This is a genomic window from Clostridium aminobutyricum (assembly GCF_017255415.1).
Taxonomy (GTDB): Bacteria; Bacillota; Clostridia; order Peptostreptococcales; family Anaerovoracaceae; genus Aminipila; species Aminipila aminobutyrica.
The window spans coordinates 52,147-75,796 of record NZ_JAFJZZ010000010.1 but is presented as its reverse complement, the minus strand read 5'-3'; the positions used below and the strand labels follow the sequence as shown (position 1 = coordinate 75,796).

Annotated in this window: 19 protein-coding genes; 3 read left to right on the top strand and 16 right to left on the bottom strand. The window is 43.5% G+C overall.

The window, feature by feature from the left end:
- The first annotated feature begins 1 nt into the window (after position 1).
- The gene (locus tag JYB65_RS14290; protein WP_206583370.1) at positions 2-1,708 is read left to right on the top strand and encodes a S8 family peptidase; all 1,707 of its coding nucleotides are present in this window, start codon (positions 2-4) and stop codon (positions 1,706-1,708) included.
- Positions 1,709-1,741: 33 nt separating this feature from the next.
- Positions 1,742-3,448, top strand: coding sequence for a S8 family peptidase (locus JYB65_RS14285; RefSeq protein WP_206583369.1), 1,707 nt, complete (start codon positions 1,742-1,744; stop codon positions 3,446-3,448).
- 97 nt (positions 3,449-3,545) lie between these two features.
- On the opposite strand, the gene JYB65_RS14280 is transcribed toward JYB65_RS14285, so the two are convergent.
- The 8 genes from JYB65_RS14280 to JYB65_RS14245 all read right to left on the bottom strand — a co-directional run bounded on the left by JYB65_RS14280 (position 3,546) and on the right by JYB65_RS14245 (position 13,494).
- Positions 3,546-5,414: an S-layer homology domain-containing protein gene (locus JYB65_RS14280; RefSeq protein ID WP_206583368.1), complete on the bottom strand. Its 1,869-nt coding sequence runs from the start codon at positions 5,412-5,414 to the stop codon at positions 3,546-3,548.
- A 38-nt stretch (positions 5,415-5,452) separates the two neighbouring features.
- Positions 5,453-6,628: an ABC transporter permease gene (locus JYB65_RS14275; RefSeq protein WP_245156695.1), complete on the bottom strand. Its 1,176-nt coding sequence runs from the start codon at positions 6,626-6,628 to the stop codon at positions 5,453-5,455.
- Positions 6,625-7,419 (bottom strand): ABC transporter ATP-binding protein, encoded by a 795-nt coding sequence (locus tag JYB65_RS14270; protein WP_206583367.1) that lies wholly within the window; start codon positions 7,417-7,419, stop codon positions 6,625-6,627. The genes JYB65_RS14275 and JYB65_RS14270 overlap by 4 nt, the downstream gene beginning before the upstream one ends.
- 9 nt (positions 7,420-7,428) lie before the next feature.
- Complete coding sequence (locus JYB65_RS14265) at positions 7,429-9,297, bottom strand: RND family efflux transporter (RefSeq protein ID WP_206583366.1); 1,869 nt, start codon at positions 9,295-9,297, stop codon at positions 7,429-7,431.
- Positions 9,298-9,456: 159 nt separating this feature from the next.
- Positions 9,457-10,734, bottom strand: a complete 1,278-nt coding sequence (locus JYB65_RS14260; protein WP_206583365.1) for an adenylosuccinate synthase — start codon at positions 10,732-10,734, stop codon at positions 9,457-9,459.
- Positions 10,735-10,782: 48 nt separating this feature from the next.
- On the bottom strand, positions 10,783-12,213 hold the full coding sequence (gene purB / locus JYB65_RS14255) for an adenylosuccinate lyase (RefSeq protein WP_206583364.1): 1,431 nt from the start codon (positions 12,211-12,213) through the stop codon (positions 10,783-10,785).
- A gap of 207 nt (positions 12,214-12,420) precedes the next feature.
- On the bottom strand, positions 12,421-12,711 hold the full coding sequence (gene nrdD, locus JYB65_RS14250; protein WP_206583363.1) for an anaerobic ribonucleoside-triphosphate reductase: 291 nt from the start codon (positions 12,709-12,711) through the stop codon (positions 12,421-12,423).
- A 222-nt stretch (positions 12,712-12,933) separates the two neighbouring features.
- Complete coding sequence (locus tag JYB65_RS14245; RefSeq protein WP_206583362.1) at positions 12,934-13,494, bottom strand: hydrolase; 561 nt, start codon at positions 13,492-13,494, stop codon at positions 12,934-12,936.
- A 213-nt stretch (positions 13,495-13,707) separates the two neighbouring features.
- Here JYB65_RS14245 and JYB65_RS14240 point away from each other — a divergent pair, with 213 nt between their 5' ends.
- Positions 13,708-14,382 carry a GTP pyrophosphokinase gene (locus tag JYB65_RS14240; RefSeq protein WP_206583361.1) on the top strand — a complete coding sequence of 225 codons (675 nt, stop codon included), beginning with the start codon at positions 13,708-13,710 and terminating at the stop codon, positions 14,380-14,382.
- A gap of 297 nt (positions 14,383-14,679) precedes the next feature.
- Here the strand turns inward: JYB65_RS14240 and JYB65_RS14235 are convergent, their stop codons facing one another.
- The 8 genes from JYB65_RS14235 to JYB65_RS14200 all read right to left on the bottom strand — a co-directional run bounded on the left by JYB65_RS14235 (position 14,680) and on the right by JYB65_RS14200 (position 23,643).
- Positions 14,680-16,113 carry an amidohydrolase family protein gene (locus JYB65_RS14235; protein WP_206583360.1) on the bottom strand — a complete coding sequence of 478 codons (1,434 nt, stop codon included), beginning with the start codon at positions 16,111-16,113 and terminating at the stop codon, positions 14,680-14,682.
- Positions 16,114-16,125: 12 nt separating this feature from the next.
- On the bottom strand, positions 16,126-17,262 hold the full coding sequence (gene alr, locus JYB65_RS14230) for an alanine racemase (protein ID WP_206583359.1): 1,137 nt from the start codon (positions 17,260-17,262) through the stop codon (positions 16,126-16,128).
- 189 nt (positions 17,263-17,451) lie between these two features.
- Positions 17,452-17,823, bottom strand: coding sequence for a metal-dependent transcriptional regulator (locus tag JYB65_RS14225; RefSeq protein WP_209010529.1), 372 nt, complete (start codon positions 17,821-17,823; stop codon positions 17,452-17,454).
- Positions 17,824-17,902: 79 nt separating this feature from the next.
- On the bottom strand, positions 17,903-18,562 hold the full coding sequence (locus JYB65_RS14220) for a GntR family transcriptional regulator (RefSeq protein WP_206583358.1): 660 nt from the start codon (positions 18,560-18,562) through the stop codon (positions 17,903-17,905).
- A gap of 188 nt (positions 18,563-18,750) precedes the next feature.
- Positions 18,751-19,647: a glutamate formimidoyltransferase gene (gene ftcD / locus JYB65_RS14215; RefSeq protein ID WP_206583357.1), complete on the bottom strand. Its 897-nt coding sequence runs from the start codon at positions 19,645-19,647 to the stop codon at positions 18,751-18,753.
- Between the two features lie 22 nt (positions 19,648-19,669).
- Complete coding sequence (locus JYB65_RS14210) at positions 19,670-20,299, bottom strand: cyclodeaminase/cyclohydrolase family protein (protein WP_206583356.1); 630 nt, start codon at positions 20,297-20,299, stop codon at positions 19,670-19,672.
- A 32-nt stretch (positions 20,300-20,331) separates the two neighbouring features.
- Entirely contained in the window at positions 20,332-21,570 is a 1,239-nt protein-coding gene (hutI, locus tag JYB65_RS14205; protein WP_206583355.1) for an imidazolonepropionase, read from the bottom strand.
- A gap of 48 nt (positions 21,571-21,618) precedes the next feature.
- Positions 21,619-23,643 carry a urocanate hydratase gene (locus JYB65_RS14200; protein ID WP_206583354.1) on the bottom strand — a complete coding sequence of 675 codons (2,025 nt, stop codon included), beginning with the start codon at positions 23,641-23,643 and terminating at the stop codon, positions 21,619-21,621.
- Positions 23,644-23,650 lie beyond the last annotated feature (7 nt).

Sequence of the window (23,650 nt, the reverse complement as noted above, 5' to 3'; positions counted from 1 at the left end):
ATTGAGGCAGTATAGTTCTGTTGAAGAGTTCATCGAAAGTCCCAATACCGTAGACTTTATTACTCGAAGAAGTGAATATTTTGATCAATTTGTCAAATCCAGTTCAGATATCGTATTAACACAAACTTTAGCGGGACGATATGTGATTGGATATATTGACCGCGCTAATTTTAATTCTCTGTTTCAGACCCTAGGTACAGGATTCATTAGTTCTGCATCTCTTATCTTAGGCCTTTTGGATATTGCTAATTTGGAAGCCTCCGGGATCATTCAAGTGCAGCAGCAGCCTTACCTTAATCTGACCGGCAGGGGAGTAATCGTAGGCATTGTAGATACAGGCATTGACTATACGCTGGATGTATTCAAATATGAAGACGGTACCAGTAAAATACAGTATATTTATGATCAAACCGGCAGGGGCGATAGTCCTCTTGGCTTTCTTATCGGTGCCGAATACACCAATGCACAGATCAATGAAGCACTGCAGTCAGAAAACCCTTACGACATTGTCCCCCAGAGGGATACGGTGGGCCACGGTACTTTCTTGGCTTCCTTAGCTGCGGGCAGAGAAACCACTGATTTTGTCGGGGCGGCACCGGACTCAGAGCTGATTGTCGTAAAACTGAGAGGCGCAAGACCGTTTTACCGCGAAATGTATCTGATTCCACCGGAACAAGAAAACGCCTATGAATCCAGTGCGGTTATGGTGGGAATCGACTATATATTAACCAGAGCCAGAGAATTAGATCGGCCTGTAGTCATCTGTCTCGGTCTCGGGACCAACTTCGGCAGCCATGACGGCTATAGCGTCTTTGAAGAATATCTCTCGGGGATTTCCAGTCTAAGAGGCGTTTGCGTTTGTACTGCGGCCGGTAATGAAGCGCAGTCCAGGCACCATATCGAAGGCAAAGTTTCCGCAACGGAAACAACATCAACGATTGAATTGAAAGTAGGTGATACGTCGGGTGATGCGTTTATTTCCATATGGAATAATATATCGGATCGTCTTTCCGTTTCTATACGATCTCCGACCGGAGAATTAATTGAGCGCGTCCCTGCAAAATCCGGCTCTGTACTGGACACAAAACTGATTCTTGAAAATTCACGTGTAACGGTAAATTACTATTTCCCTGTGGAAGGAAGCGGAGGTCAACTTACCGCCGTCCGGATTATCGACGCTACCCCCGGTATTTGGAATATTACGCTGCATGGAGACATTATTTTGGACGGCACTTATCATGCATGGCTACCTATCACAGGTTTTATTGCACCGGATATTGAATTTCTCGAATCCTCTCCTTATTATACGGTGGTGGTTCCCTCGACCATGATGGCTTCTATTTCTTGCGGTGCCTACAACACGGCCAATAACAGCCTCTATGTACGGTCCTCATGGGGCCCCACCAGAGCAATGGTCAACGCACCGGATTTAGTTGCGCCCGGCGTAAACGTAGGAGCTTATTACCCGACCGGCTACGGTTCCATGACCGGAACCAGTGTTGCAACAGCCATCGTTGCCGGAGCCAGTGCTCTTCTCATGCAATGGGGCATCGTGGATGGAAATGACTCCTCTATAAGCACCTATCAGATTAAAGCTTACTTGATACGGGGCTGTACGCGTACGGAAACATTATCTTATCCCAATAATCAATGGGGTTATGGCAGGCTCAATTTATTACGTACTTTTACATTCATGCGGGACGTTTAAATAGAGAGTTTTAGAGGAAGGGGGTATCTGACGTTGAATTCATATTCAAGTCTGGAAGAGTTTATAGACGATCCGGATACAGTGGATTTTGTTGTTAGAAGAACTGAATATTTTGATGCATTCGCCCAATCTAACCCGAACGTATTAATGACACAAACATTATCGGGGAGATATGTAATCGGATATGCGAATCCAGAAAATTATGAACTTGTGCGAAGCAGGTTGGGAGCAAGTGCCGCCAGTTCCACTGCAATCCCACTTGGGCTTTTAGATGCTCCTAATCTAGAAGCTGCCGGAATCATCCAACTGCATCAACCAAACTTTCTGAACTTGACAGGCAGAGGGGTTTTAATCGGCATTGTGGATACAGGTATTGATTACACTTTAGATGTCTTTAGACGGGAAGACGGCACCAGCAAAATACAATATATATTTGATCAGACCACAAGAGGCAATGCGCCGGCTGGATTTTATATCGGTACGGAATATACGAATGCACAAATCAATGAAGCATTAAATTCAGAAAATCCTTATGAGATTGTACCTCAGACAGACACCGTCGGGCATGGTACATTTTTGGCTTCTGTAGCTGCAGGTAGCAAAACCGCGGATTACATCGGAGCTGCGCCTGATGCGGATTTGATTGTCGTTAAACTGAAAGGGGCAAGGCCTTATTACCGTGAACGGTTTTTGATACCGCCGGATCAGCCAAATGCCTTTGAGGCCACGGCAGTGATGATAGGTGTAGAATATGTATTAATAAAAGCCAGAGAACTGAACCTTCCGGTAGTCATTTGCCTTGGTATCGGTACTAGCTTTGGAACCCATGACGGCTTCAGCATATTTGAAGAATATTTAACGGATGTTTCCAGTATAAGAGGCGTGTGCGTTTGCACCGCAGCCGGAAATGAAGCGCAAGCGAAGCATCATACACAGGGGCAAATCGCTCAAACCGGGGCCACCTCTGATATTGATTTACAGGTTGGTGACAGTTCCGGAAGTTTTTGCCTCTCGCTGGTAACCGGGATTTCCGATCGGGTCTCTATATCCCTTCGTTCTCCTACCGGTGAATTAATTAATCGTATTCCTGCAAGAGCCGGCATACAATTTGACAATAAGTTGCTTCTTGAAAGAACACGCGTAACCGTGAACTATTTCTTCCCTTTTGAGGGAAACGGCGGTCAGCTCACATTTATAAGAATCATTGACCCGACACCCGGGGTTTGGACAATTACGGTATACGGAGATATTATATTGGATGGCACCTACCATGCATGGCTTCCAATAACAGGTTTTGTTTCTCCGGAAACCGAATTTCTTGCAGCAACCCCATATTATACTGCGGTACTCCCTTCCACTATGCCCTCTTCGCTTACTAGCGGTGCTTACAATACGACTAATAACAGCTTATACTTAAATTCATCTTGGGGGCCTTCGAGATCCATGATCATCACCCCTGACTTAGTCGCACCGGGAGTGAATGTAGGGGGCTATTATCCCAGCGGTTATGGGGCAATGACCGGAACAAGTGTCGCTGCAGCCATCACAGCGGGAGCCAGCGCTCTTCTAATGCAATGGGGCATCGGCAGAGGAAATGATCCGGCTTTAAGCACGTATCAGATTAAAGCGTATTTAATCAGAGGCTGCACACGCAACGAAACTCTGGTTTATCCGAATAATCAATGGGGATACGGCAGATTAAATCTTCTTCGGACATTTACCTTATTGCGAGATGTCTAACGTTAAAGTCAACCAAAAACGGTATACCCTGTAAAGGGATATACCGTTTTTATTTATCATTCTTTATACCGTCTTGTTACTAAACTCGCCTCCGAATTTATTCATAGATAATAACTCGGACTTGGCCGCCGGATGAAGACGACTTATCAATATAATATTCCACCTTTTCGCCGGACTGGTAAGCCGTTACCGCATCGCTTAGCGATTTGTAGGTATAAACACTGTCGTTGCGTTTATACACTTTAACATTTGCAGACACAATATAGTCTGTATCTGCTGCACTCAACGACATTCCTGTAAAGCCTAAAATCTTGTAAGATATCTTTGTCAGATTTTTAATGGTGTCAATACTGCCTCCATCGCCGTACATCATCGACGGCCCCCTGCTGATATTTAAATTGGTATTGGACAAGGTCAAGGTCTTGCTGGTTCCGTTGATATCGTATACATAGGTATTGCTTCCGCTGCTGTTTGAGGTAGCTGAGGTAACCACACCGTATTGCTTGGCATCCCCGGTGACATCATTTAAAATCAGATTTGTAATCGTTCCATCTTCAATCGCCGCATAAAGTGCTTTTCCGCTGGCAATAGTCAGTCCGCTTAGTCGGCTCATGGAAGTTACCGTATAGCTGCCTTCATACGTATCTATAATCTTAGCCGTCGGGGAGACACTATAGTTTCCTATCGTCCCATTTGCCGCGCTGGCTTTACCCGATACAACAGCGGAAGAAATACTGCTGATATTCATATCGCCGTTTGTCGTAAAGCTTATTTTTATCATATCTCCCGGATCGTAGATCGTATTCTTATCCACCTTATAGCTTACCGTGGAACCGGAAGGAGTCACCCCTGTAATCGATGTTGTATCCGATTCCGTAACATATAAATACGTGTCATTCTTGAAGTTTGAAATGGAAATGGCATCCGCCACTTCTCCATTCTTTCCGAGTAACAATACGATGGCATCCCCGATCCTCAGGTTTCCGCTGGAAGATAGTGCCGTAAAGGCACTCGTTGATCCTAACGTATAAGTCGTGCCGGAAACCGTTACACTGGTAACCGCATCCTGACTTGGCGAGGCGGAATCATAAACACCGGTAATTTTATCATCGTATGCCCAAACGGTTGTTTTTGCATCATTGTAATAGATGATGTCATATGTTTTTACGTTGGAGACGCTTACCTTACTTCCATTTTTATAAACAGATGCGCTTGCGCTGATACCAAAGGTATCATACCAATTGGAAGAAGTCACGGTATACGGTCCGTTCATGTTGTCATTGACCACGGTTGCATAATCCACTTCCCCGTTCGAATTCAAGGTATACCCTAAACTTTGTGCATAGGTAGTCGTCGCATCTTTTACATCCGCTTTCAGTGTATTATAAAGAAGTTGTACGGCCATCCCCTTTGTCATAAGGGTTCCGATTCCACCATTTATTCCGGAGGAAAGTCCAAGGGAAGAAAACATGTTCATCTGAATATAGGGAAAAGACCCCTTAAAATCACTCTGGGTATAACCCAGCAGAATCAACGCACTGTTGACACCTTGCTCAAGGGTTATCGGATTATTCGGCCGGAAAGTACCGTCACTGTATCCGGATAACATGTTATTTTGTGCTGCCAGCTTTATATAAGGAGTCGCCCAATTGCTGGTATTTACATCTTTAAAAGGAGAGGAATAGGCGGAGCTTGCCACCTGATCCTTATATTTGGACACCATTACCAGCATTTTCGCATATTGTGCCCTGGTCAGCGTTGTATTTAAATCATAACTCCCTGTACTGTCTGCCGATATCACCCCTATGGCTTCCAGCATCATTGCGGCGCTTGACGATTCTTCCGTTGCCGCAGATACGTCGCTCACAGACAAGATATTTGAAGTTGCAAGCATTGCTATCACAAGCAAGACAGATAGGATACGCCTGCCCGGTCGGGCTTTCCTCGGTGGTATAAAACTATTCATATAATTTCCTCCTGATATTTCAATAATGTTAGCAGATTTTAGTCGTATCGCAATGCATCGATAGGTCGCATCTTTGCTGCTTTATTGGCCGGGAAATACCCAAAGACCACGCCGATTCCAACAGAAACCGAGAAGGCGACAAGTACCGCACCGGCCGATATGATAACCGTCATATCCATGATTTTACCTGCCGCAAACGCCATGAATATACCAAAGAATATTCCGATGATTCCGCCCATGGCACTGGTCGTGGCTGCTTCTATAATAAATTGCTGCATAATATTTTTACGTCTGGCCCCTAATGCTTTCCGAATACCGATTTCGCGAGTACGCTCCGTTACGGAAACCAACATGATATTCATAATTCCGATACCGCCCACCACTAACGAAATGCCTGCGATACCGACCAATACGGCAGCAATGGATCCCGTCATTTCGTTGACCTGATCGATCATGGCTGTCATACTGGTGACGCGGTATGCATCTTCACTGCCGTATGCATCATATAGGGCATTTTTAATAATTGCTACCGTATAATCGATGTTGTCCGTATCGACAGCCGATACATAGTAGGTGCTAATCCGCCCATTAAAAGATAGCCTTGTCGCAACAGAGTAGGGTGCATAAATCACATCATCTCCCGAACTTTCTTCCGAATCAGCCGTTTCTTCCAAGACGCCGACGATGTTATAGGAAATTCCGTTAATCTTGAGAGTCTGCCCCACGGAATTGGTTCCTGCAAATAATTCATTTGCAATATAGCTGCCTATAATGCAGACATTTTGTCTCCTGGAGCAGTCGATATATTGAATAAACCGCCCCGCGGTCAATTCAATATTTTGCATCTCCTTATAGTACTCATTTACTCCTTTTACCGTGGTATTCACCGAATCCGTTCCGCTTTTTGCAGTAACGGAGGCTGTTACTAAAGGGCTGTAGTTTGACAGGTACGTCGGGTTCTCTTCTACTAGCTTTTCTACATCTTCTGCCTCAAAAGTCCGGTTTCCTCCGCGCCCAACCAGATTAATCGTAATGGTATTGGTTCCCATACTTTCAAATTGAGAAGTCATATCCGCGGAAAGTCCGTTCATCAGACTTACCAAGATGATAACGGAGGCTACCCCTATGATGATCCCCAGCATCGTGAGAAAGGCTCTCATTTTACTGGTTTTTAGACTTTTAAGCGCTAAGTGAAAGGATTGCTTAAAATTCAATTGGTACCACCTCCAATGACCGGAAGCTCAGAGACCATTCTATCCATAGTATTCGCCACAGCACTCTTCACAGGCGCTTTCTTTAACGGAGTCACAAAGGTTCTCTCTTCCGATACAGAATGGCCTGAATCCTCAATAATTTTTCCGTCCGAAACTCGAATAATTCGTTTGGCTTTTTCCGCAACTCCCATATCGTGAGTAATTAATATCACGGTATTCCCTTCTTCATTCAACTGCTGTAAGAATTCAAGCACTTCTCTGCTGGTTTTCGTGTCCAATGCTCCTGTCGGTTCATCGGCGAGGATGATGGAAGGGTCTCCCGCCAAGGCTCTTGCAATGGACACACGCTGCTGCTGTCCACCGGAAAGCTGGGAAGGCATATTTAAAATTTTTGTTTCTAAGCCTACTCTTTTTAAAGCCTTTATTGCCTGTTCTTTTCTCTCTTCTTCCCGAATCCCTTTATAAATTAACGGCAATTCAACATTTTCAAGAACATTTAGTTTGGGAATCAAGTTGTACTGCTGGAAAATAAAACCCAATGTTTTATTGCGAATATCAGCCTGCTCATCATCATTTAAGGTACTGACATCCATGCCGTTTAGATAGTACTTGCCACTCGTCGGTACATCAAGGCACCCGATGATATTCATACAGGTAGATTTTCCGGACCCTGATGTTCCGATGATGGCAGCCATCTCCCTCTCTCGAATTTCTAACGATATGCCATCCAAGGCGTGTACTTCGGTGTCACCCATCGCATAGATCTTATAGATTTCTTCTAGCTTAATCATCTCACTCACCTACATTCCCGGTGCGCCACCACCACCGGATCGTCCGCCGCCGGATGGTGGGGTACCGCCGCCTTGCATGCCTCCGCCTTGCATACCGCCGCCCATTGCGCTGCCTTGCATTTTTGTATTAGAGGAACTGTTATCAACCGTTAGTTTTGGAACAAGAATGACCATGCCTTCCGATAATCCTCCGGTAACTTCTATGTAGGAATCATTGTTCAAACCCAATGAAACTTTTACATATTTATACCCATCCGGTGCGTTATTTTGATGGGTCTCTTCACCGCCTGCACTTGGAGCATTAGTTGCTGAACCGGAAGATACACTTCCTGTTTCTTTTACCAGTACGGTATCACCTCTGTTTACCGCATCTACCGGGATCATCAATACATCCTCTGCTGAATCAACCACAATTTCACCGGTCACATTCATTCCCGGCCATAAGCCTTCCCCATCATTAATTACTATGGTTACAGGATAAGAGGTCACGCCATCCGTGGCTGTACCGAGCAATCCAATATTATCTACATAGCCCGTAAAGGTTTTATCCGCCAGTGCATCCGCTGTGATAGAAACTTCCTGCCCGACTTTCATGCTGGCAATATCAAGCTCATCTACACTCATTTCAAAGGTGATCGTAGACATATCGGCGATCACGCACATTTCGGTAGTCGTATCGGAATCAATCGTGTCTCCGGCTTTTGCCGTCTTCGAAATCACGGAACCGGAAATAGGCGCCGTAATGGTGTAGTTATCCAATTGTTTTTGCGTTGTGTTATAAGACAGCTGTGATTCTTGCAATGATAACTGACTGCTTTTCAGTTCGTCAGAAGCGTCGTCATTTTCTAAAACAGCAATTTGACCGCCTGTTTTCAAATAAGCGCCTTCAACGGATATTTTTGAAATAGTTCCGGAGGTTTTAGCAGTGACAATTTTCTCACTGCTCGCTTCCAACTCGCCCGGAGAATAGCATGCAATTCCGTTAGCAGTTGCTGACACATAGGTTCCGGTTTGTAAATATCCCGGATTGTTTACGGTCACATCCACATCCGTAACGGTTATGTAGCCATCCAGTACTCTCTTGGAGTTATAAATTCTGCTGATCTTTCCGGTTAGCTGTTCAAATGTATTTTCTACTGTAACCGTAACCGATTCTCCCACATATAGACTTTCGGCATCGTTTTCACTAAAAGGAATCTGAGCAGTCATGGTCGTGTTGTCTACAACCTTTGCGATTTTCGTTCCGCTCTGCACCGTATCGCCTTTTGCTACATACAGTTCATCGATCATACCGCTAATCGGAGAGGTGACCGCTAATCCGGCGTATGCTTCCAAACTGTTCTTGTAGCTCATTTGCTGCTTTTCCAGAGCGATATTTGCCTTCTGAAGACTGTTCTCCATCTCTTCCGCATCAACGACATAAAGCATATCACCTTTTTGAACCGTATCGCCTTCTTCAAACGTATCTGAAAGGACATCCCCTTCTACAAGACATCTCACCGTATATTGCTTAATCGGCGTAACGGTTCCGGTCCCGCTGATGGTATCTTCCACATTCCCCTTTTTTACGGTGTACTCCGTGTAGTTAAAACCCGATTCTTTGCTAAATGCAAAAGTGTTTAAAGCATAGGCTGCCGGGACTATAACGGCTAGTGCCAACGCAACGTATGCAGTGCGCTTTTTCTTTGTATTTAACTTCGTAATTTTTTTGATAACAGGGATCTTAGCCAGTAGAGTTTCTATTTTTAATCCCACTCTCTTTACTGTTGAAAAGAGTCTTCCTAACATCTTTTTCAATCGACCCAACTTATTGCTTTCTGTCACTGGTTTCTTACCTCTCTTTCGAACGTCACCATCCTTGTAACGCATTTTCTTCATCTTTCTTTACTCTAATAATATATAGACTAGGTGGAGAAATTTGGAAACCAATATGTTCTTTCTGTGAAAGTTTTGTGTAGTTTTCTTTAGATTTGCAGATAAAAAAAGGGGACTCCCTATACATTACCTGTACAGGAAATCCCATTGATATAATTGATATTATTTTCTGATGATGATATCATTTCTTCCAGGGCCATTCGAAACCATGGTAATCTGAACACCAATCTGTTTTTCGATTTCATTTACATAGTTCTGGCATTCGATTGGAAGCTTGTCAAATTCCCTGATTCCTCTGATATCGCACTTCCAGCCCGGTAACTTCTTTAGTACCGGCTTCGCCTTATAAAGCGCAGTTGTGTTCGGGAAGTCTGTCGTTATTTCACCGTCAAGTTCATAGCCGACACAAATCGGAATTTCATCCAAATAGCCAAGAGGATCCAGTACCGTAAGTGCCACTTCTGTAGCTCCCTGAATACGGCATCCGTACTTAGTCGCCACTGCATCAAACCAACCTACTCTTCTTGGACGGCCTGTTGTTGCCCCGTATTCGCCGCCGTCGCCGCCTCGTTTTCTCAGTTCTTCCGCTTCGTCACCAAATAACTCGCTGACAAAAGCACCTGCACCGACTGCACTGGAGTATGCCTTTACAACGGTAATGATGTCCTTAATTTCATAAGGAGCAATACCTGCACCGATTGCACCGAAAGCAGCCAATGTGGAAGAAGAAGTAACCATTGGATAAATGCCGTGGTCCGTATCCTTCAATGCACCCAGCTGACCTTCCAGCAGGATGGTCTTGCCTTCTTTGATTGCCTTGTATAGATAAGCAGAAACATTGCAAATATATGGAGCAACCATTTCTCTGTATTCTACCATCAGCTTATAAAGCTCGTCTTTATCAATCGGCGGTTTATGATATAAATGTTCTAAAATGATATTTTTCTGTTCGCAAACGTTGTCAATCTTCTCTCTTAAGGTTTCGTCGTCGAACAGTTCGTTGACTTGGAAACCGATTTTTGCATACTTATCGGAGTAGCAAGGTGCAATGCCGGACTTTGTGGAGCCGAAGGATTTTCCACCCAATCTTTCTTCTTCATACTGGTCGAATAAGATATGGTATGGCATCAAAATCTGTGCTCTGTCGGAAACCAGTACCTTTGGCTTTGGTACACCCTTTTCTACCAGTGAATTGATTTCATTTACCAGATATGGAATATTTAATGCTACACCATTTCCAATAACGCTTGTTGTATGGTCATAAAATACCCCGGATGGAAGAAGATGTAATGCGAACTTGCCATAATCATTTACGATTGTATGGCCTGCATTGCTTCCTCCTTGGAATCGAACAATAATGTCACATTCCTTTGCTAACATATCTGTGATTTTGCCTTTACCTTCGTCGCCCCAGTTGGCGCCTACGATTGCTTTTACCACTGTTACACCTTCTTTCTTAACATCTTTACGATAACTCATCATCTATGTTTAAACGGTTATTTCAGCTTTCACACCCAAGATATCTTTATTCTGCTCAATAATCGGCTGAATAATCTCTTGAATAAATTCTGCGGTCTGCTCCGGTGCTCTTCCCACAAAGTTGGAAGGGTCCATAATGCTTTCCAGCTGCTCAAGGCTCATATTGAATGCAGGGTCTTCTGCAATTCTCTTGAGCAGATCGTTTTCTTTTCCTTCTACCTTTACACGCTTGCCTGCCTCCATGGAATGCTCACGAATTCGTTCATGGAGTTCTTGTCTGTCTCCGCCGGCCTTTACCGCGTCCATCATGATGTTCTCAGTCGCCATAAACGGTAATTCCTGCATCAAACGGGCATGAATGACTTTCGGATACACGACAAGTCCGTCTACGATATTCAAGTAAAGTTCCAAGATGCCGTCTATCGCGAGGAATGCCTCCGGTATGCTGATTCTCTTATTGGCAGAGTCATCCAGTGTTCTTTCAAACCACTGGGTTGCCGCAGTGATAGCCGGATTGGTCGCATCGGCGATCACATAGTTTGCCAGTGCAGCAATTCGTTCGCTTCTCATCGGATTTCTCTTGTATGCCATCGCAGAAGAACCGATTTGATTCTTTTCGAAGGGCTCTTCAATTTCCTTCAAATGCTGAAGGAGCCGGATATCGTTGGAGAACTTATGGGCACTTTGTGCGATTCCGCTTAATACGTTCAGTGCACGGCTGTCAACTTTTCGGGAATAGGTCTGGCCTGAAACGGCATAGCAGCCGCTGTATCCCATCTTTTCCGCAATCAACTGATCCAGCTTCTTACACTTTTCATGGTCTCCGTCAAACAGTTCTAAAAAGCTTGCCTGTGTGCCTGTCGTGCCTTTTGAACCAAGCAGCTTCATCGTACCGATTAAGTGTTCAATATCTTCCAAGTCTAGTAGCAGTTCCTGCATCCAAAGAGTTGCACGCTTTCCTACAGTGGTCGGCTGAGCCGGTTGAAAATGCGTAAAACCAAGAGTCGGCAGGGATTTATATTCCACTGCGAATTTGGCAAGTTGTGCCAATACATTAATAATTTTATTTCGTATCAGTTTAAGGCCTTCCGTCATGATGATAAGATCGGTATTGTCTCCGACATAACAAGAGGTCGCGCCGAGGTGAATGATTCCCTTTGCTTTCGGGCACTGCTGTCCGTAAGCATAAACGTGAGACATCACATCATGCCGTACAATCGCTTCACGCTCTTTTGCCACGTCATAATTTATATTTAGTGCATTCGCCTTGAGTTCATCAATCTGTTCTTGCGTAATTTCTAATCCAAGTTCCTTTTCCGTTTCGGCTAAAGCGATCCAAAGACGGCGCCAAGTACGAAACTTCATCTCCGGTGAAAACAAGTACTTCATTTCCTTGCTAGGGTACCGTTCCGATAAAGGGCTAGTGTAATTATCATTCATCGTTTAATTTTCCTTTCTTCACTACGCTAAATTCCTTTAGAACCCATATATTTTATCATTTTCAGGGGTAAAACACAAGGATATTACTAGAAATCATCCCATCAGTTTTCTCAATCGCACTATTGAAAATCCTGAATTGAACTGTTATCGAAGGTTTCTCCAAAAGAAAGGCCCCACATTTGTGAGGCCTCTTCATTACATGTTATTTTATATTCTCTCGAGTCCGCAATCGCAAGCTCCACCCACATCATGCTTTACCCGATCTCTTTCTTCTGCCGTTTTCGCATCATTCCAATGATCCATTGTCCCTACTAAGTATCCGGTAATTCTTCTGATTCGGTCAAAAGAAACCTTTTCAAATTCAAATTTTAAATCGACAAAATCTCCGTCTACTTTAATATCCAGTGTTTCCAGCTTTCGTCCGTATTTGTTTTGTAAATAGTCCACATAGGCGTCCGCTTCTTTTTTATCAACGTCACCTGTTATCGCAATACCCATATCAACCCTCCTCGTTTTTTTGTTTTCAAACAGTTTTGCCTTGATGTTCATATCTTACCCATCAAAATAAAGCTTCAAACATCATCTAGTAATTATTTTATACCTAACCACTACATTTTGTATATGAATTCAAAGCAAAAAAACATAAAAAAACATTTTCTATACGCTTAACCACTTTTCGCTCTTGCGGATAGAGGCTTTTGCAGGATTGGTTATACCGCATTATTCTTGTACTTCGCAGGTGCGCATCGCTAAAATGGTCTCACTGATTAAATCATCCAATTCCCAGCCCATCATTTCTGCCCCTTGTTCGATGACATCTCTGGAGCAGCCCGCTGCAAATTTCTTATCTTTATATTTCTTTTTAACCGATTTCAATTCCATGTCTTGTACACTTTTGGAAGGACGCATTAAAGCAACAGCCCCAATCAATCCCGTTAATTCATCAACAGCAAACAACACCTTCTCCATCTCATGTTCCGGCTTCACATCCACAGTTATACCATATCCATGACTGACTACGGCATGGATAAGTTCCTCATCCAGCCCTCTGTCTTTCATAATTTCTTGAACCTTGATACAATGCTCTTCCGGATACATCTCGAAATCCAAATCGTGAAGAAGTCCAACGATTGCCCAAAAATCGGCTTCCTCTGTATAGCCCAGCTTTTCTGCAAAATATCGCATGCAGCCTTCTACTATCTGACTATGCTTTAAATGAAAATCCTCTTTGTTATATTCGGTCAGCAATGCCCATGCTTGCTCTCTATTTATCTTACTCAAATAAATGGCCTCCTTTGTTCTATTCTCTGACAAGTTTATACCCGCAATGCTTCAATAAATATTATTATCACCTGTTTTTCTTTTAAAATCAAGACTTAGATGGTAGAATTATTGTGGGAGCAGATTACTTGAATTTTACCATTGGTTAAAAATTATTGTAATAAAATCAGATTATTGAGGTCATTGGATAGAGAAAGGGAAATAATAAAACATATGAACACGCAAATTACAAAAGCATTTTTGGGATACGATACAGTTAACCGGTTCCAAGATTACTTTTTACCGCAATCCACGCAATTTCAGCAGTTAATGATGATGTATAACTGTGCCATAAAAGAAGTTAAAACAAAATTGGACATTCTGAACGAAGAATTGTCTATAACCACCAAGAGAACACCGATTGAATTCATCACGTATCGGATCAAGAAGCCTGAAAGCATCGCCAATAAACTGGAGAAGCTAGGCTATCCGATTACGGTGGACTCCATCGTAGAAAATTTGAATGATGTCGCAGGGGTTCGAGTGATCTGTCCTTTTATCGGAGATATTTATGATGTGGCAAAGATGCTGACCGCTCAGGATGACATTTTTTTAATCACTGAAAAAGATTACATCAAGCATCCCAAACCAAATGGGTACCGGAGTCTTCATTTAATTATTGAAACACCCGTATTCTTCTCAAACCATAAGAGAATGATGCGCGTTGAAGTACAAATCCGAACCATTGCAATGGACTTTTGGGCTAGTTTGGATAGCCAATTAAAGTATAAAAAGGAGTTGCAGAATGCGGAGGAAGTAGGCTTGGAGCTGAAAGAATGTGCAGATATTATTTCACAGACCGATGTCCGGATGCAGGAAATCAAAGAACGCATCTATAGCGATATTTAGAAGAAGTAACTTATTTGTCAAACTGAAAAATTGCACTCTAGTTAAAGCTAGGCAATTTCTGTATGGAACCTTCCAAACATTTTCTTTGAAAATGAGGATAGGTGCGCAAAAAGGGATAAGACCTTTCGACTATCGAAAGGTCTTATTTAGTGTGTGTGTATCTAATAAAAGAAGGAAACCTGTACCTTCGAAGGAAGATACAAAATTTCGGGGTCCCAATGCTCCCCTTCGACTATTAGTATAGCTATTAATTGTGAAGGTTATGTGTGCATCTTATGATAATTTAATTATTTTTTATTATAGCTGTTGAGCAGCCATTAAATCGTACCATTCCTGCAAGTTTTCTTCTTCTGCATCATAGACAACCTCACCGTTTAAAACCGTCATCGATGCCGACAACCTTTTAAACAAACCAGGTTCAATCAGTTCAAAAGGATTTTCGTCAAAAATAACTAGGTCCGCCAGCTTCCCTCTTTCTATAGAACCTAGCTTATCATTGATTCCTAACGCTATTGCGGCATCAATCGTTAACCGGTCAATGATTTCTTCTACATTTTTTGCCCCTTCCAAAGCTGCATACTCAAAATTCGGTTCACATAAAGTCGGCACCTGAAAGAATACATTATCACAATGCATATCTTCTAAATGAAATTCGCCATCTGAAGTATACACCTCCGGCTCGCAAGCGACGGTAAAACTGTTTTTTCTATAGCCGGCATTTCTCGTTTCAGAAATGGCTTTCATACATTCTTGAAATGCCATTTTCCCTTCCGCATCCACATGGATATTGAAGTTCCTATCTGACGCTTGACGCATCAGCTGCTTTAAAACAGAAGGGGATATCAAATACTTTTCTGCATCACTTTTTAGGATAAGTTTTAATACTTCACAGTTTATAAAACCATCCATTTCAGTAGCATTGGTTCGTTTTTGCATCAATCTTTGAATTACTCGTTCCGGCACAACATCTCTGACAACTTGAAAGCTGTCAAAGTTCCTTTGCTTTAAAACTCCCTGCTGGTACATAGCGGCCAACACTTGCTGATAGACTTCATTCATAAATTCCGGTGCCCCCGCATTAAAGATGCTTGTAAAACCCTTTTCACAATAGGCGGTAACAGTAGAAGCTACTTTCTTTAAAATTTCATCATATTCGATCGGAGCCACCACATGCATCAAATACGAGGTCGTAATCATTGCAACCCCATCTGCTTGCGCTGCGGCCCTCACAGCTTCAAAAGCACAGCTGTTCAGCCAGAGCTTTTCCTCCCCTGAACTTAGCACCACAACCGGTTTTTCATTATAGAGCTCGTCCAATAATTGTTTTGCCTCTTCTTCGCTCATACTGTCTAACAAATGCCCTGCAAAACCATAGCCGAAGTAGGATTCCCGATCCGGGTGCTCCAAAATATAGTCCGTCAACACTCCTTGAACTTCTTCTAAATCCAATCCCTCTGAAAAGGGAATATAGATATCCTCAAAAACGCGTAATGCCGGATGACTATGTGTATGAATCAAACCCGGAAACATAAATCCGCCTTTCATGTCAATAACGCAGGTCTCTGAGCCAACAATGCTCTCCGCATCTGTCCTGCTTCCGACATAAATAATTTTACTTCCTTTGCAAGCTATTGCCTCCGCCCATGGGAAATCGGGATTTTGCGTATAAACTCTTCCATTGACAAAAACTAAATCAGCATTTTCATCTTTTTTAAACAATCCAAAAATCATACGTTCTCCTTTTTATTTGCAATACACTTTCGGCAGTCTTTGTCCAAAAGCACAAACAATTTCATAATTTATCGTTCCGGTAGCATTCGCGATATCATCTGCTAAGATGGTATTTTTCCCATCGCTTCCCATGACAATAACTTCATCGCCTACTTTTACATCAGGTACGTCTGTCACATCGATCATGCATTGGTCCATACAGATATTTCCCGCGATAGGGGCCATGACTCCGTTTACAATCACTTTTGCGTGAGACGAATACGGTCTAGGGTAACCATCTGCATATCCTAAGGCAATGGTCGCAATGAAGCTCTCTCGTTCAGCGATGAATCTTCTTCCATAGCCTACTGAAAAACCGGTGCTTACTTTCTTTAAATGTACAATATTTGCTTTGACCGACATGACCGGTTTAATAAGCAGCTGATTTTTATCCACCTCGTCGGAAGGATAACACCCATATAAGATGATCCCCGGTCTTACCGCATCATAATAAACAGAGGGGATCTCCATGATGGAAGCACTGTTGGCAAAGGTTCGAAGAGGAACTATCACGCCCGCACGCACCAATTTTTCATGGAATTCGGTATACCGCTTCTCTTGTATTTTTGCAAAAGACTTATCCAATGCATCTGCCGTCGCAAAATGGGAAAATAAACCTTTTATTTTAAAATGTGAAAGCGCTGCGATCTTCTTTATATCCTCTATCGCCGAAGGATCTTCAGGCAAATACCCGATTCTGCCCATTCCCGTGTCTACTGCAACAAACCCATGCAAAATCTTGCCTTCTGCTTCCGCCGCATCTGAAATGGCCTTTGCATTTTCAACATCACAAACAACCGGCGTAAGGTTATACCGAACAAGAATATCCGCATACAGGTTCGGCGTAAGTCCCAGCATGATAATCTCTTCCGTTGCCCCTCCTTCCCGAAGGGTAATGGCTTCCTGCAACGTAGCTATCGCGAATGTTTTGACGCCATTTGCTCGTAGCACCTTAGCCACTTCAACCGATCCATGACCATAAGCATCTGCTTTGATCACTCCGATGACCTGCTTGTCAGCACCTACCTTTGCGATAATATTTTTAATGTTATAGTCTAAGTTCGAAAGATTAATCTCTGCCCACACAGGCCTAATAGCTTCTCGTATCATTTCTATCCGTTCCTTTCCAGCATTGCTGCTTCCCTGCTAAATTATATACTCGAAATCCCCTTTTTTCAACCCCCGGAGTACATCTTAAACCGGTACGAAATAAAAAAGCCTGGCATCTTCATGCACAAGCTTTTATCTTTTCCTATATATTATTATTCTTTTTTCCACGCGAAGTACCGTGTGAGAATATTAGTCTTGTTTATCTAGCATCTCTCGCATTTTTTCATAAGTTTCATCCGATAAATCATGTTCAATACGACAAGCATCCTTCAGTGCATTTTCCTCACTGACATCCAACACCTGCTCTAAAAAAGCCGCAATCAAGTTATGCCTTTCATAGATGGCTTCCGCCTTGCTTCTGCCCTTTTCCGTAAAAGTAATATGCCCTTTTTCGTCAATCAGGATATAGCCTGCTTTTTTTAGAATACCCATTGCCCGACTCACGCTTGGCTTTGAAAAATTCAATTCGGAGGCTACATCAATGGAGCGCACCGTACCGTTCCTTTTCTGAATTACCAATATAGTTTCTAAATAATCTTCACCTGACTCATAAATCGCCATAAAGCTTATTCCCTTCTTTCATTTATTGAATATATTATACCATATTCGTTAATTGCCTTTCAAGGATTCTACGCTAGAATTATACAATATGCCAAATTACCTGTGCACGGTTTTTGGAATTATCCAAATGGCGGGCAATCTTGTCTTTTGCTGAGTCAACATCTTTTGCTTTGATTGCTTTTAAGATCTCTTTATGCTCTATTGCGACAACCTCCAGGTTTTCTTCTTCCGATATGGTCGCTTTTCTCGCTTGCTGAACATATTGCCGATACGATTTCAAGATGTGTGCGAGAAATCTGCTTCTCGTCGCATTATAAATAAGTTCATGAAAGGAAACATTGATCTCCATAACCTTCTCACACTCTTTTCTCTTCGTGTAGAATTCCATCAATTCAACCTGCCGTTCCAATTCACGGACTTCCTTTTCTCCTATTCTTTCAATCGCCCATTCCACAGCCAGCTGTTCTAACGCCTTTCGAACCGCATAAATGTCTTCCATATCCTGTCTTGTAAAACCCTTTGCAAAGCTGCCTTTGTTTGGAATATAGTCAATCAGGCCTTCCTCTTCAAGCAGTTTAAAAGCATCTCGGATAGGGGTTCTGCTCACTTTAAACTCTGTAGCTATTTGATTTTCTATTAATTTTTCTCCGATGACATACTCTCCTTTTAAAATTCGATCTCGTAAAACATCCACGATTTCATCTGTCAAGGAGCCATTATTTGAAAAGTTTGTATCCATCGTCCTGCACCTCTCCATTTTTTATATATCATTATAATAGCACAATTTTTTTATAAAAACCACGAATCCGTCAAATTGCAGAAAAGTTCCATTGTCGGATATTTAAGGATGACCAAATGATTTTTAAAAGATTATTATACAAAAACTGCCCGTCGGCCATGAAGCACCGGGGCAGCCCCTGTTTGGTATTATAACAAGTGGTTTTCAATTACCTGTACAGCTGGGTTAAAATCTTCAATTTGAAGATAATATTCCGCTGTATCAAACAACGCATTCATCGGGCAAAGTCCTACAATCTCTGTTCCCACTACATGTACCCCATATCGAGCAGCTTCTGCTTTCACTAGTTCTACTACTCTATACAATGGCGTTTTTGTAAAATCGGTCATGTTGATGGAAACCTGTGCGATGTTTCTTTCTTCCAGCATAACGCCCATCGCTTTTACACAATCAAAACCGCCGCTTGACCGTCTGATAATTTTAGCGATATTATTTGCAACCGTTAAATCGGAGGTGCTTAAGTTAATATTGAAGGCAATCAGCGGCGGTCTTGCACCTACTGCCACCACGCCTCCGGTGGGATGAATCCGCTGTCCGCCGAAATCCGGAATCCACTGTTCCGCTTTCACCTTTTCCGCCATTCCTTCAAACTGTCCCTTACGAATTGACGCTAGATTTTCCCGGTGAGCTGCACTCGCAGATTGTTCATATAGAAATACCGGAAGGTCTGCTTCTTTTGCAATTCGTTCACCCACTCTCTTTGAGAGCTCCACGCAGTCTTCTGTGGTTGCCTCTTTAATCGGAATGAAAGGCATAACGTCCACGCAGCCCATTCTTGGATGTTCTCCCACGTGTTTGGTGAGGTCAATCAGCTCAACTGCTTTCTTAGCAAGCTTTACGCTGGCTTCTTCACAAGCTTCTGCACTTCCCATATAGGTGATAACGGTTCTGTTGTGGCTTGGGTCAGAGGTGTACTGCAATAAGGTACATCCTGCCGTCGTTCGAATCTGATCTACACAAGCCTCTATAATATCCTTGTTCTTTCCTTCACTGATATTCGGTACACTTTCAATAATCATTGCCATATTAGGGCCCTCCTCTATTTTCTTATTCTAATGATTTTGCGATTTCAAGATATAGCTCATCCGCAAGCTTTTCAGCATCCCGTACAAGGCTTTCGCCTTCCTCCTGAAAAACTCTTTTCTTTGCTTCATCCTTTACGCCGGGTAAATTTATTTTTACATTCAGCCAGGCCCCCTTGATGCAAGTCATCAGATTTAATACGGCTACCCCCAAATCACTGGCGGCATTCGTGTTGAATTTTCCCAAGATGTTCTTTACTTCTTGTAATCCTTCATAGGCCAGCGTCATTACGCTGTACGGCACTTCTGTAGCAACCAGCGTGCCTTCCGCAATAGCCTGGCTTCTTGCTCTTTTCTCCTCATCCGACCCTTTCGGCATTTTAAAGGCAGCCGAGACGAGATTAAAGGCTTCCGTATCCTTATCAATAGCCTCGGTTAATGCCTCCTGCAAGGCAGCTGCTTGTGTCTTTGCCTGGACACAGATTTCCTGATAGTCTGCGTATTTTTCCTTTCCGGTGGTCAAATCACACACCATCATCAACAACCCTGCTCCTTGCGCACCTGCCAACGCACTGACCGAACCGCCGCCGGGAGCCGGTGCATCGGACTTCAATACATCCAAGTATTCATTGACCGTCATCTCTACTAATTTCATTTTTTTCTCCCTTTATTTTTTATTGAATTCTCCTAAACCAATATACCTTTTTTGATGACTTGCATAGCTAAGTTCGAGCCGAACCGATAACAGAGCATCTCCATGTTCGGGGCATCCCAAATCACCAAATCGCCTTGTTTACCAACTTCTAATGTCCCCACACGCTCTCCCCGGCCGATTGCACAAGCCGGATTGATGGTAACGGCCGTTAAGATCTCTTCCGGTGTCAGCTTATATCGCAAATACCCCAAATTGATAGCAAATTGAAGGTTTAAGGAAGGGCATGACCCCGGATTGAAGTCTGAAGCAATGGCCACCGGAATACCGAGCTCAATCATCCTTCTGGCCGGTGCAAAGGTTTTCCCGAGATAAAACGACGTCGCAGGAAGCAGCATCGCTGTCGTTCCTCCTGCTGCCATAGAAGCCAATCCTTTTTCTCCCGCAGCAATTAAATGTTCCGCAGAAATGGCCCCTACCTCTCCTGCCAGCTCCGAACCGCCGATCTCTTCGATTTCATCCGCATGAATTTTTAAACCAAATCCCAGTTCCTTTGCCTTAAGCAAATACCTTTTGCTTTGTGCCACATCAAAAACAGAGTCTTCGCAGAAAATATCACAAAACTCTGCCAATCCTTGCTTTTTTACTTCCGGCATCATCTGATTGCACAGCAAATCAATAAATTCGTCGGCTCGGCCCTTGTATTCCTCCGGGATAGCATGTGCTCCCATAAAGGTAGGCACCATATCTACCGGATGGTTTCTATCAAGAGCCTTTACAACGTTCAACATTTTTAATTCTGTTTCCAGGTCTAAGCCATATCCGCTTTTCGCTTCACAGGTAGTCACACCTAAAGCCAGCATCTCATCCAAGAAAGCTTCACTCTTTTCATAGAGTTCTTCGAAAGAAGCTTCTCTCGTCTTGCGAACCGTATCCAATATACCTCCGCCTGCTTTTAATATATCAAGGTAGGTCGCTCCTGCCAGTTTCAGCGGGATTTCATTTTGCCGATACCCGCCAAAGACTAAATGCGTATGGCCTTCCACCAATCCCGGTGTAACCAAGTTGCCCTCGGCATCGATCACTGTATCCGCATTTTCTGCCCCTGACGGCAGCTGTCCGTTTTCGGTGATCTCTTTAATAATTCCATCTTCTATCAGGATCGCGGCATCGTTCATTTTAATATTTTCACCCTGTTTCTCCCCTCGATGGCTTTCACTTCCGATGGGGGTCTGCAAGATTCCTATATTTTTAATCAGCAATGTTTTGTTCATTTTGTGCGTATCATTCCTTTCTGCATAACCTGTGCCTTTTGCGGCTCCCTATTTTAGATACTCCGCAACCACCTTATTGACTAAGTCATCACTTGCCACGTACGGAATCGTAATATGACCCTGATCTGCATAATTCTGATTGTAAGCCACCGACGTCTCCAGCGCATGTTCATTTCTTGCCCAGCTTCTTCTTGCTACACCGCCCATAACGTCCCACATCATGGCCGATTTAATAATCGCATCGATTCGTTCGCTTCCGTCCAACACGAGACCGAATCCGCCGTTAATGGATTTTCCGATGCCAACGCCGCCGCCGTTATGCAAGGCGCATAAACTCATGCCTCTGGCTGCATTACCGGCAAAGCATTGAACTGCCATATCCGCCATGACATTGCTTCCGTCTTTGATGTTAGCTGTTTCTCTGAAAGGGGAATCGGTACCGCTTACATCATGATGGTCTCTCCCGATCATAACAGGTCCGATTTTTCCTTCTCTTACCAATTCATTGAACCGGAGAGCGATTTTTGTTCGGCCTTCCGCATCCTGATAGAGGATTCTGGCTTGGGTGCCGACCACTAATTTATTTTCTTTTGCATCTCTGATCCAAACCCAGTTATCTCTGTCTTGAAAACGCCGATTCGGATCAATGCAGTCCATAGCAGCCTGATCCGTTCTATCCAAATCCTGCGGCTTGCCGGATAAGCAAACCCAGCGGAACGGGCCGTACCCATAGTCAAACAACATCGGACCCATGATATCTTCTACATAAGACGGCCAAATAAATCCATCTTTTTCATCGTATCCGTTCTTTGAAATCTCTTTTACGCCTGCATCATACATGGCTTTCATAAAAGAGTTCCCATAGTCAAAGAAGTAGGTGCCGTTTTCGCTCAACGCTTTTATTGCTTTAAAATGTCTATGAAGAGATTCATCTACCTTCTTACAAAATATATCTCTGTTATCATGCAATAACGCCGTTCTTTCTTCAAAGGTCAACCCTGCCGGGCAATAGCCGCCGTTATATGCGTTGTGACAGGAAGTCTGATCCGATAATAAGTCAATTTTGAAGCCTGTTTCTACTGCCTTTTCAAGCAAATCGACGATATTTCCATGATAAGCGATGGAAACGGTTTCGCCTCCTTGCTGTTTTTCTTTTGCAAGCTTAAATACTTCGTTCAGATCATCCAGAATGACGTCTACCCAGCCTTGGTCCAATCTGGTTTGGATTCTGGAACGATCCACTTCCGCAAAGATGCCCACCGCTCTGGCGATATTGGCTGCCTTCGGCTGTGCTCCGCTCATACCTCCCAGTCCGGAAGATACGAAAGTATGTCCTGTCAGATCTCCCTGTTCCGGAACGCCTAGATATTTTCTTCCTGCATTCAGTATGGTATTAAACGTGCCGTGAACGATTCCCTGAGGGCCGATGTACATCCAGCCTCCGGCCGTCATCTGGCCGTAGTTTGCAACGCCCATTTCCTCCGCAATTTCCCAGTCGGCTGAATTGTCAAACATGCCGATCATCATGGCATTGGTAATAATCACCCGCGGAGCTTCCGGCTTTGATGGGAACAGACCCAAAGGATGCCCGGATTCCACAACGAGGGTTTGATTCACTGTCAATTCTTCTAAGTATTTTTTTATTAGTTGGTATTGCAGCCAGTTCTGGCATGGTTGACCGGTTTCTCCGTACGTAACCAGCTCATAGGGATAAAGGGCAATTTCAAAATCTAAATTGTTATCGATCATCACTTGAAAAGCTTTTCCTTCGATGCAGTTCCCCTTATATTCTTCAATCGGCTTTCCATAGATCCTGCCTGCCGGTCTGTAGCGGTACGCATAAATCCTGCCATAGGTTTTCAGCTCCTCCATGAATTCAGGAGCAAGAGTCTCATGCAGTTCCTCCGGAATATACCGAAGAGCATTCTTTAATGCCACCTTTGTTTGTTCCGGCGTTAGCCGGAACCCCCTGTCCGGAGCCCGTCTCTTTCCTTCTTCGAAAGCCGGATATTCAGGCAGCTCCTTCCCCAGCTTTATCGTCATCGCGTTCGAAATATCTGTATTGGTTAACATGTTGTTC

Coding starts and splice junctions, on each gene's coding strand:
- purB (WP_206583364.1), bottom strand. CDS start 12,213: ATGAATGATAATTACACTAGCCCTTTATCGGAACGGTACCCTAGCAAG.
- JYB65_RS14235 (WP_206583360.1), bottom strand. CDS start 16,113: ATGATTTTTGGATTGTTTAAAAAAGATGAAAATGCTGATTTAGTTTTT.
- JYB65_RS14280 (WP_206583368.1), bottom strand. CDS start 5,414: ATGAATAGTTTTATACCACCGAGGAAAGCCCGACCGGGCAGGCGTATC.
- hutI (WP_206583355.1), bottom strand. CDS start 21,570: ATGAACAAAACATTGCTGATTAAAAATATAGGAATCTTGCAGACCCCC.
- nrdD (WP_206583363.1), bottom strand. CDS start 12,711: ATGGGTATTGCGATAACAGGTGACGTTGATAAAAAAGAAGCGGACGCC.
- alr (WP_206583359.1), bottom strand. CDS start 17,262: ATGATACGAGAAGCTATTAGGCCTGTGTGGGCAGAGATTAATCTTTCG.
- JYB65_RS14210 (WP_206583356.1), bottom strand. CDS start 20,299: ATGAAATTAGTAGAGATGACGGTCAATGAATACTTGGATGTATTGAAG.
- JYB65_RS14240 (WP_206583361.1), top strand. CDS start 13,708: ATGAACACGCAAATTACAAAAGCATTTTTGGGATACGATACAGTTAAC.
- JYB65_RS14225 (WP_209010529.1), bottom strand. CDS start 17,823: ATGGCGATTTATGAGTCAGGTGAAGATTATTTAGAAACTATATTGGTA.
- JYB65_RS14200 (WP_206583354.1), bottom strand. CDS start 23,643: ATGTTAACCAATACAGATATTTCGAACGCGATGACGATAAAGCTGGGG.
- JYB65_RS14265 (WP_206583366.1), bottom strand. CDS start 9,297: ATGAAGAAAATGCGTTACAAGGATGGTGACGTTCGAAAGAGAGGTAAG.
- JYB65_RS14270 (WP_206583367.1), bottom strand. CDS start 7,419: ATGATTAAGCTAGAAGAAATCTATAAGATCTATGCGATGGGTGACACC.
- JYB65_RS14220 (WP_206583358.1), bottom strand. CDS start 18,562: ATGGATACAAACTTTTCAAATAATGGCTCCTTGACAGATGAAATCGTG.
- ftcD (WP_206583357.1), bottom strand. CDS start 19,647: ATGGCAATGATTATTGAAAGTGTACCGAATATCAGTGAAGGAAAGAAC.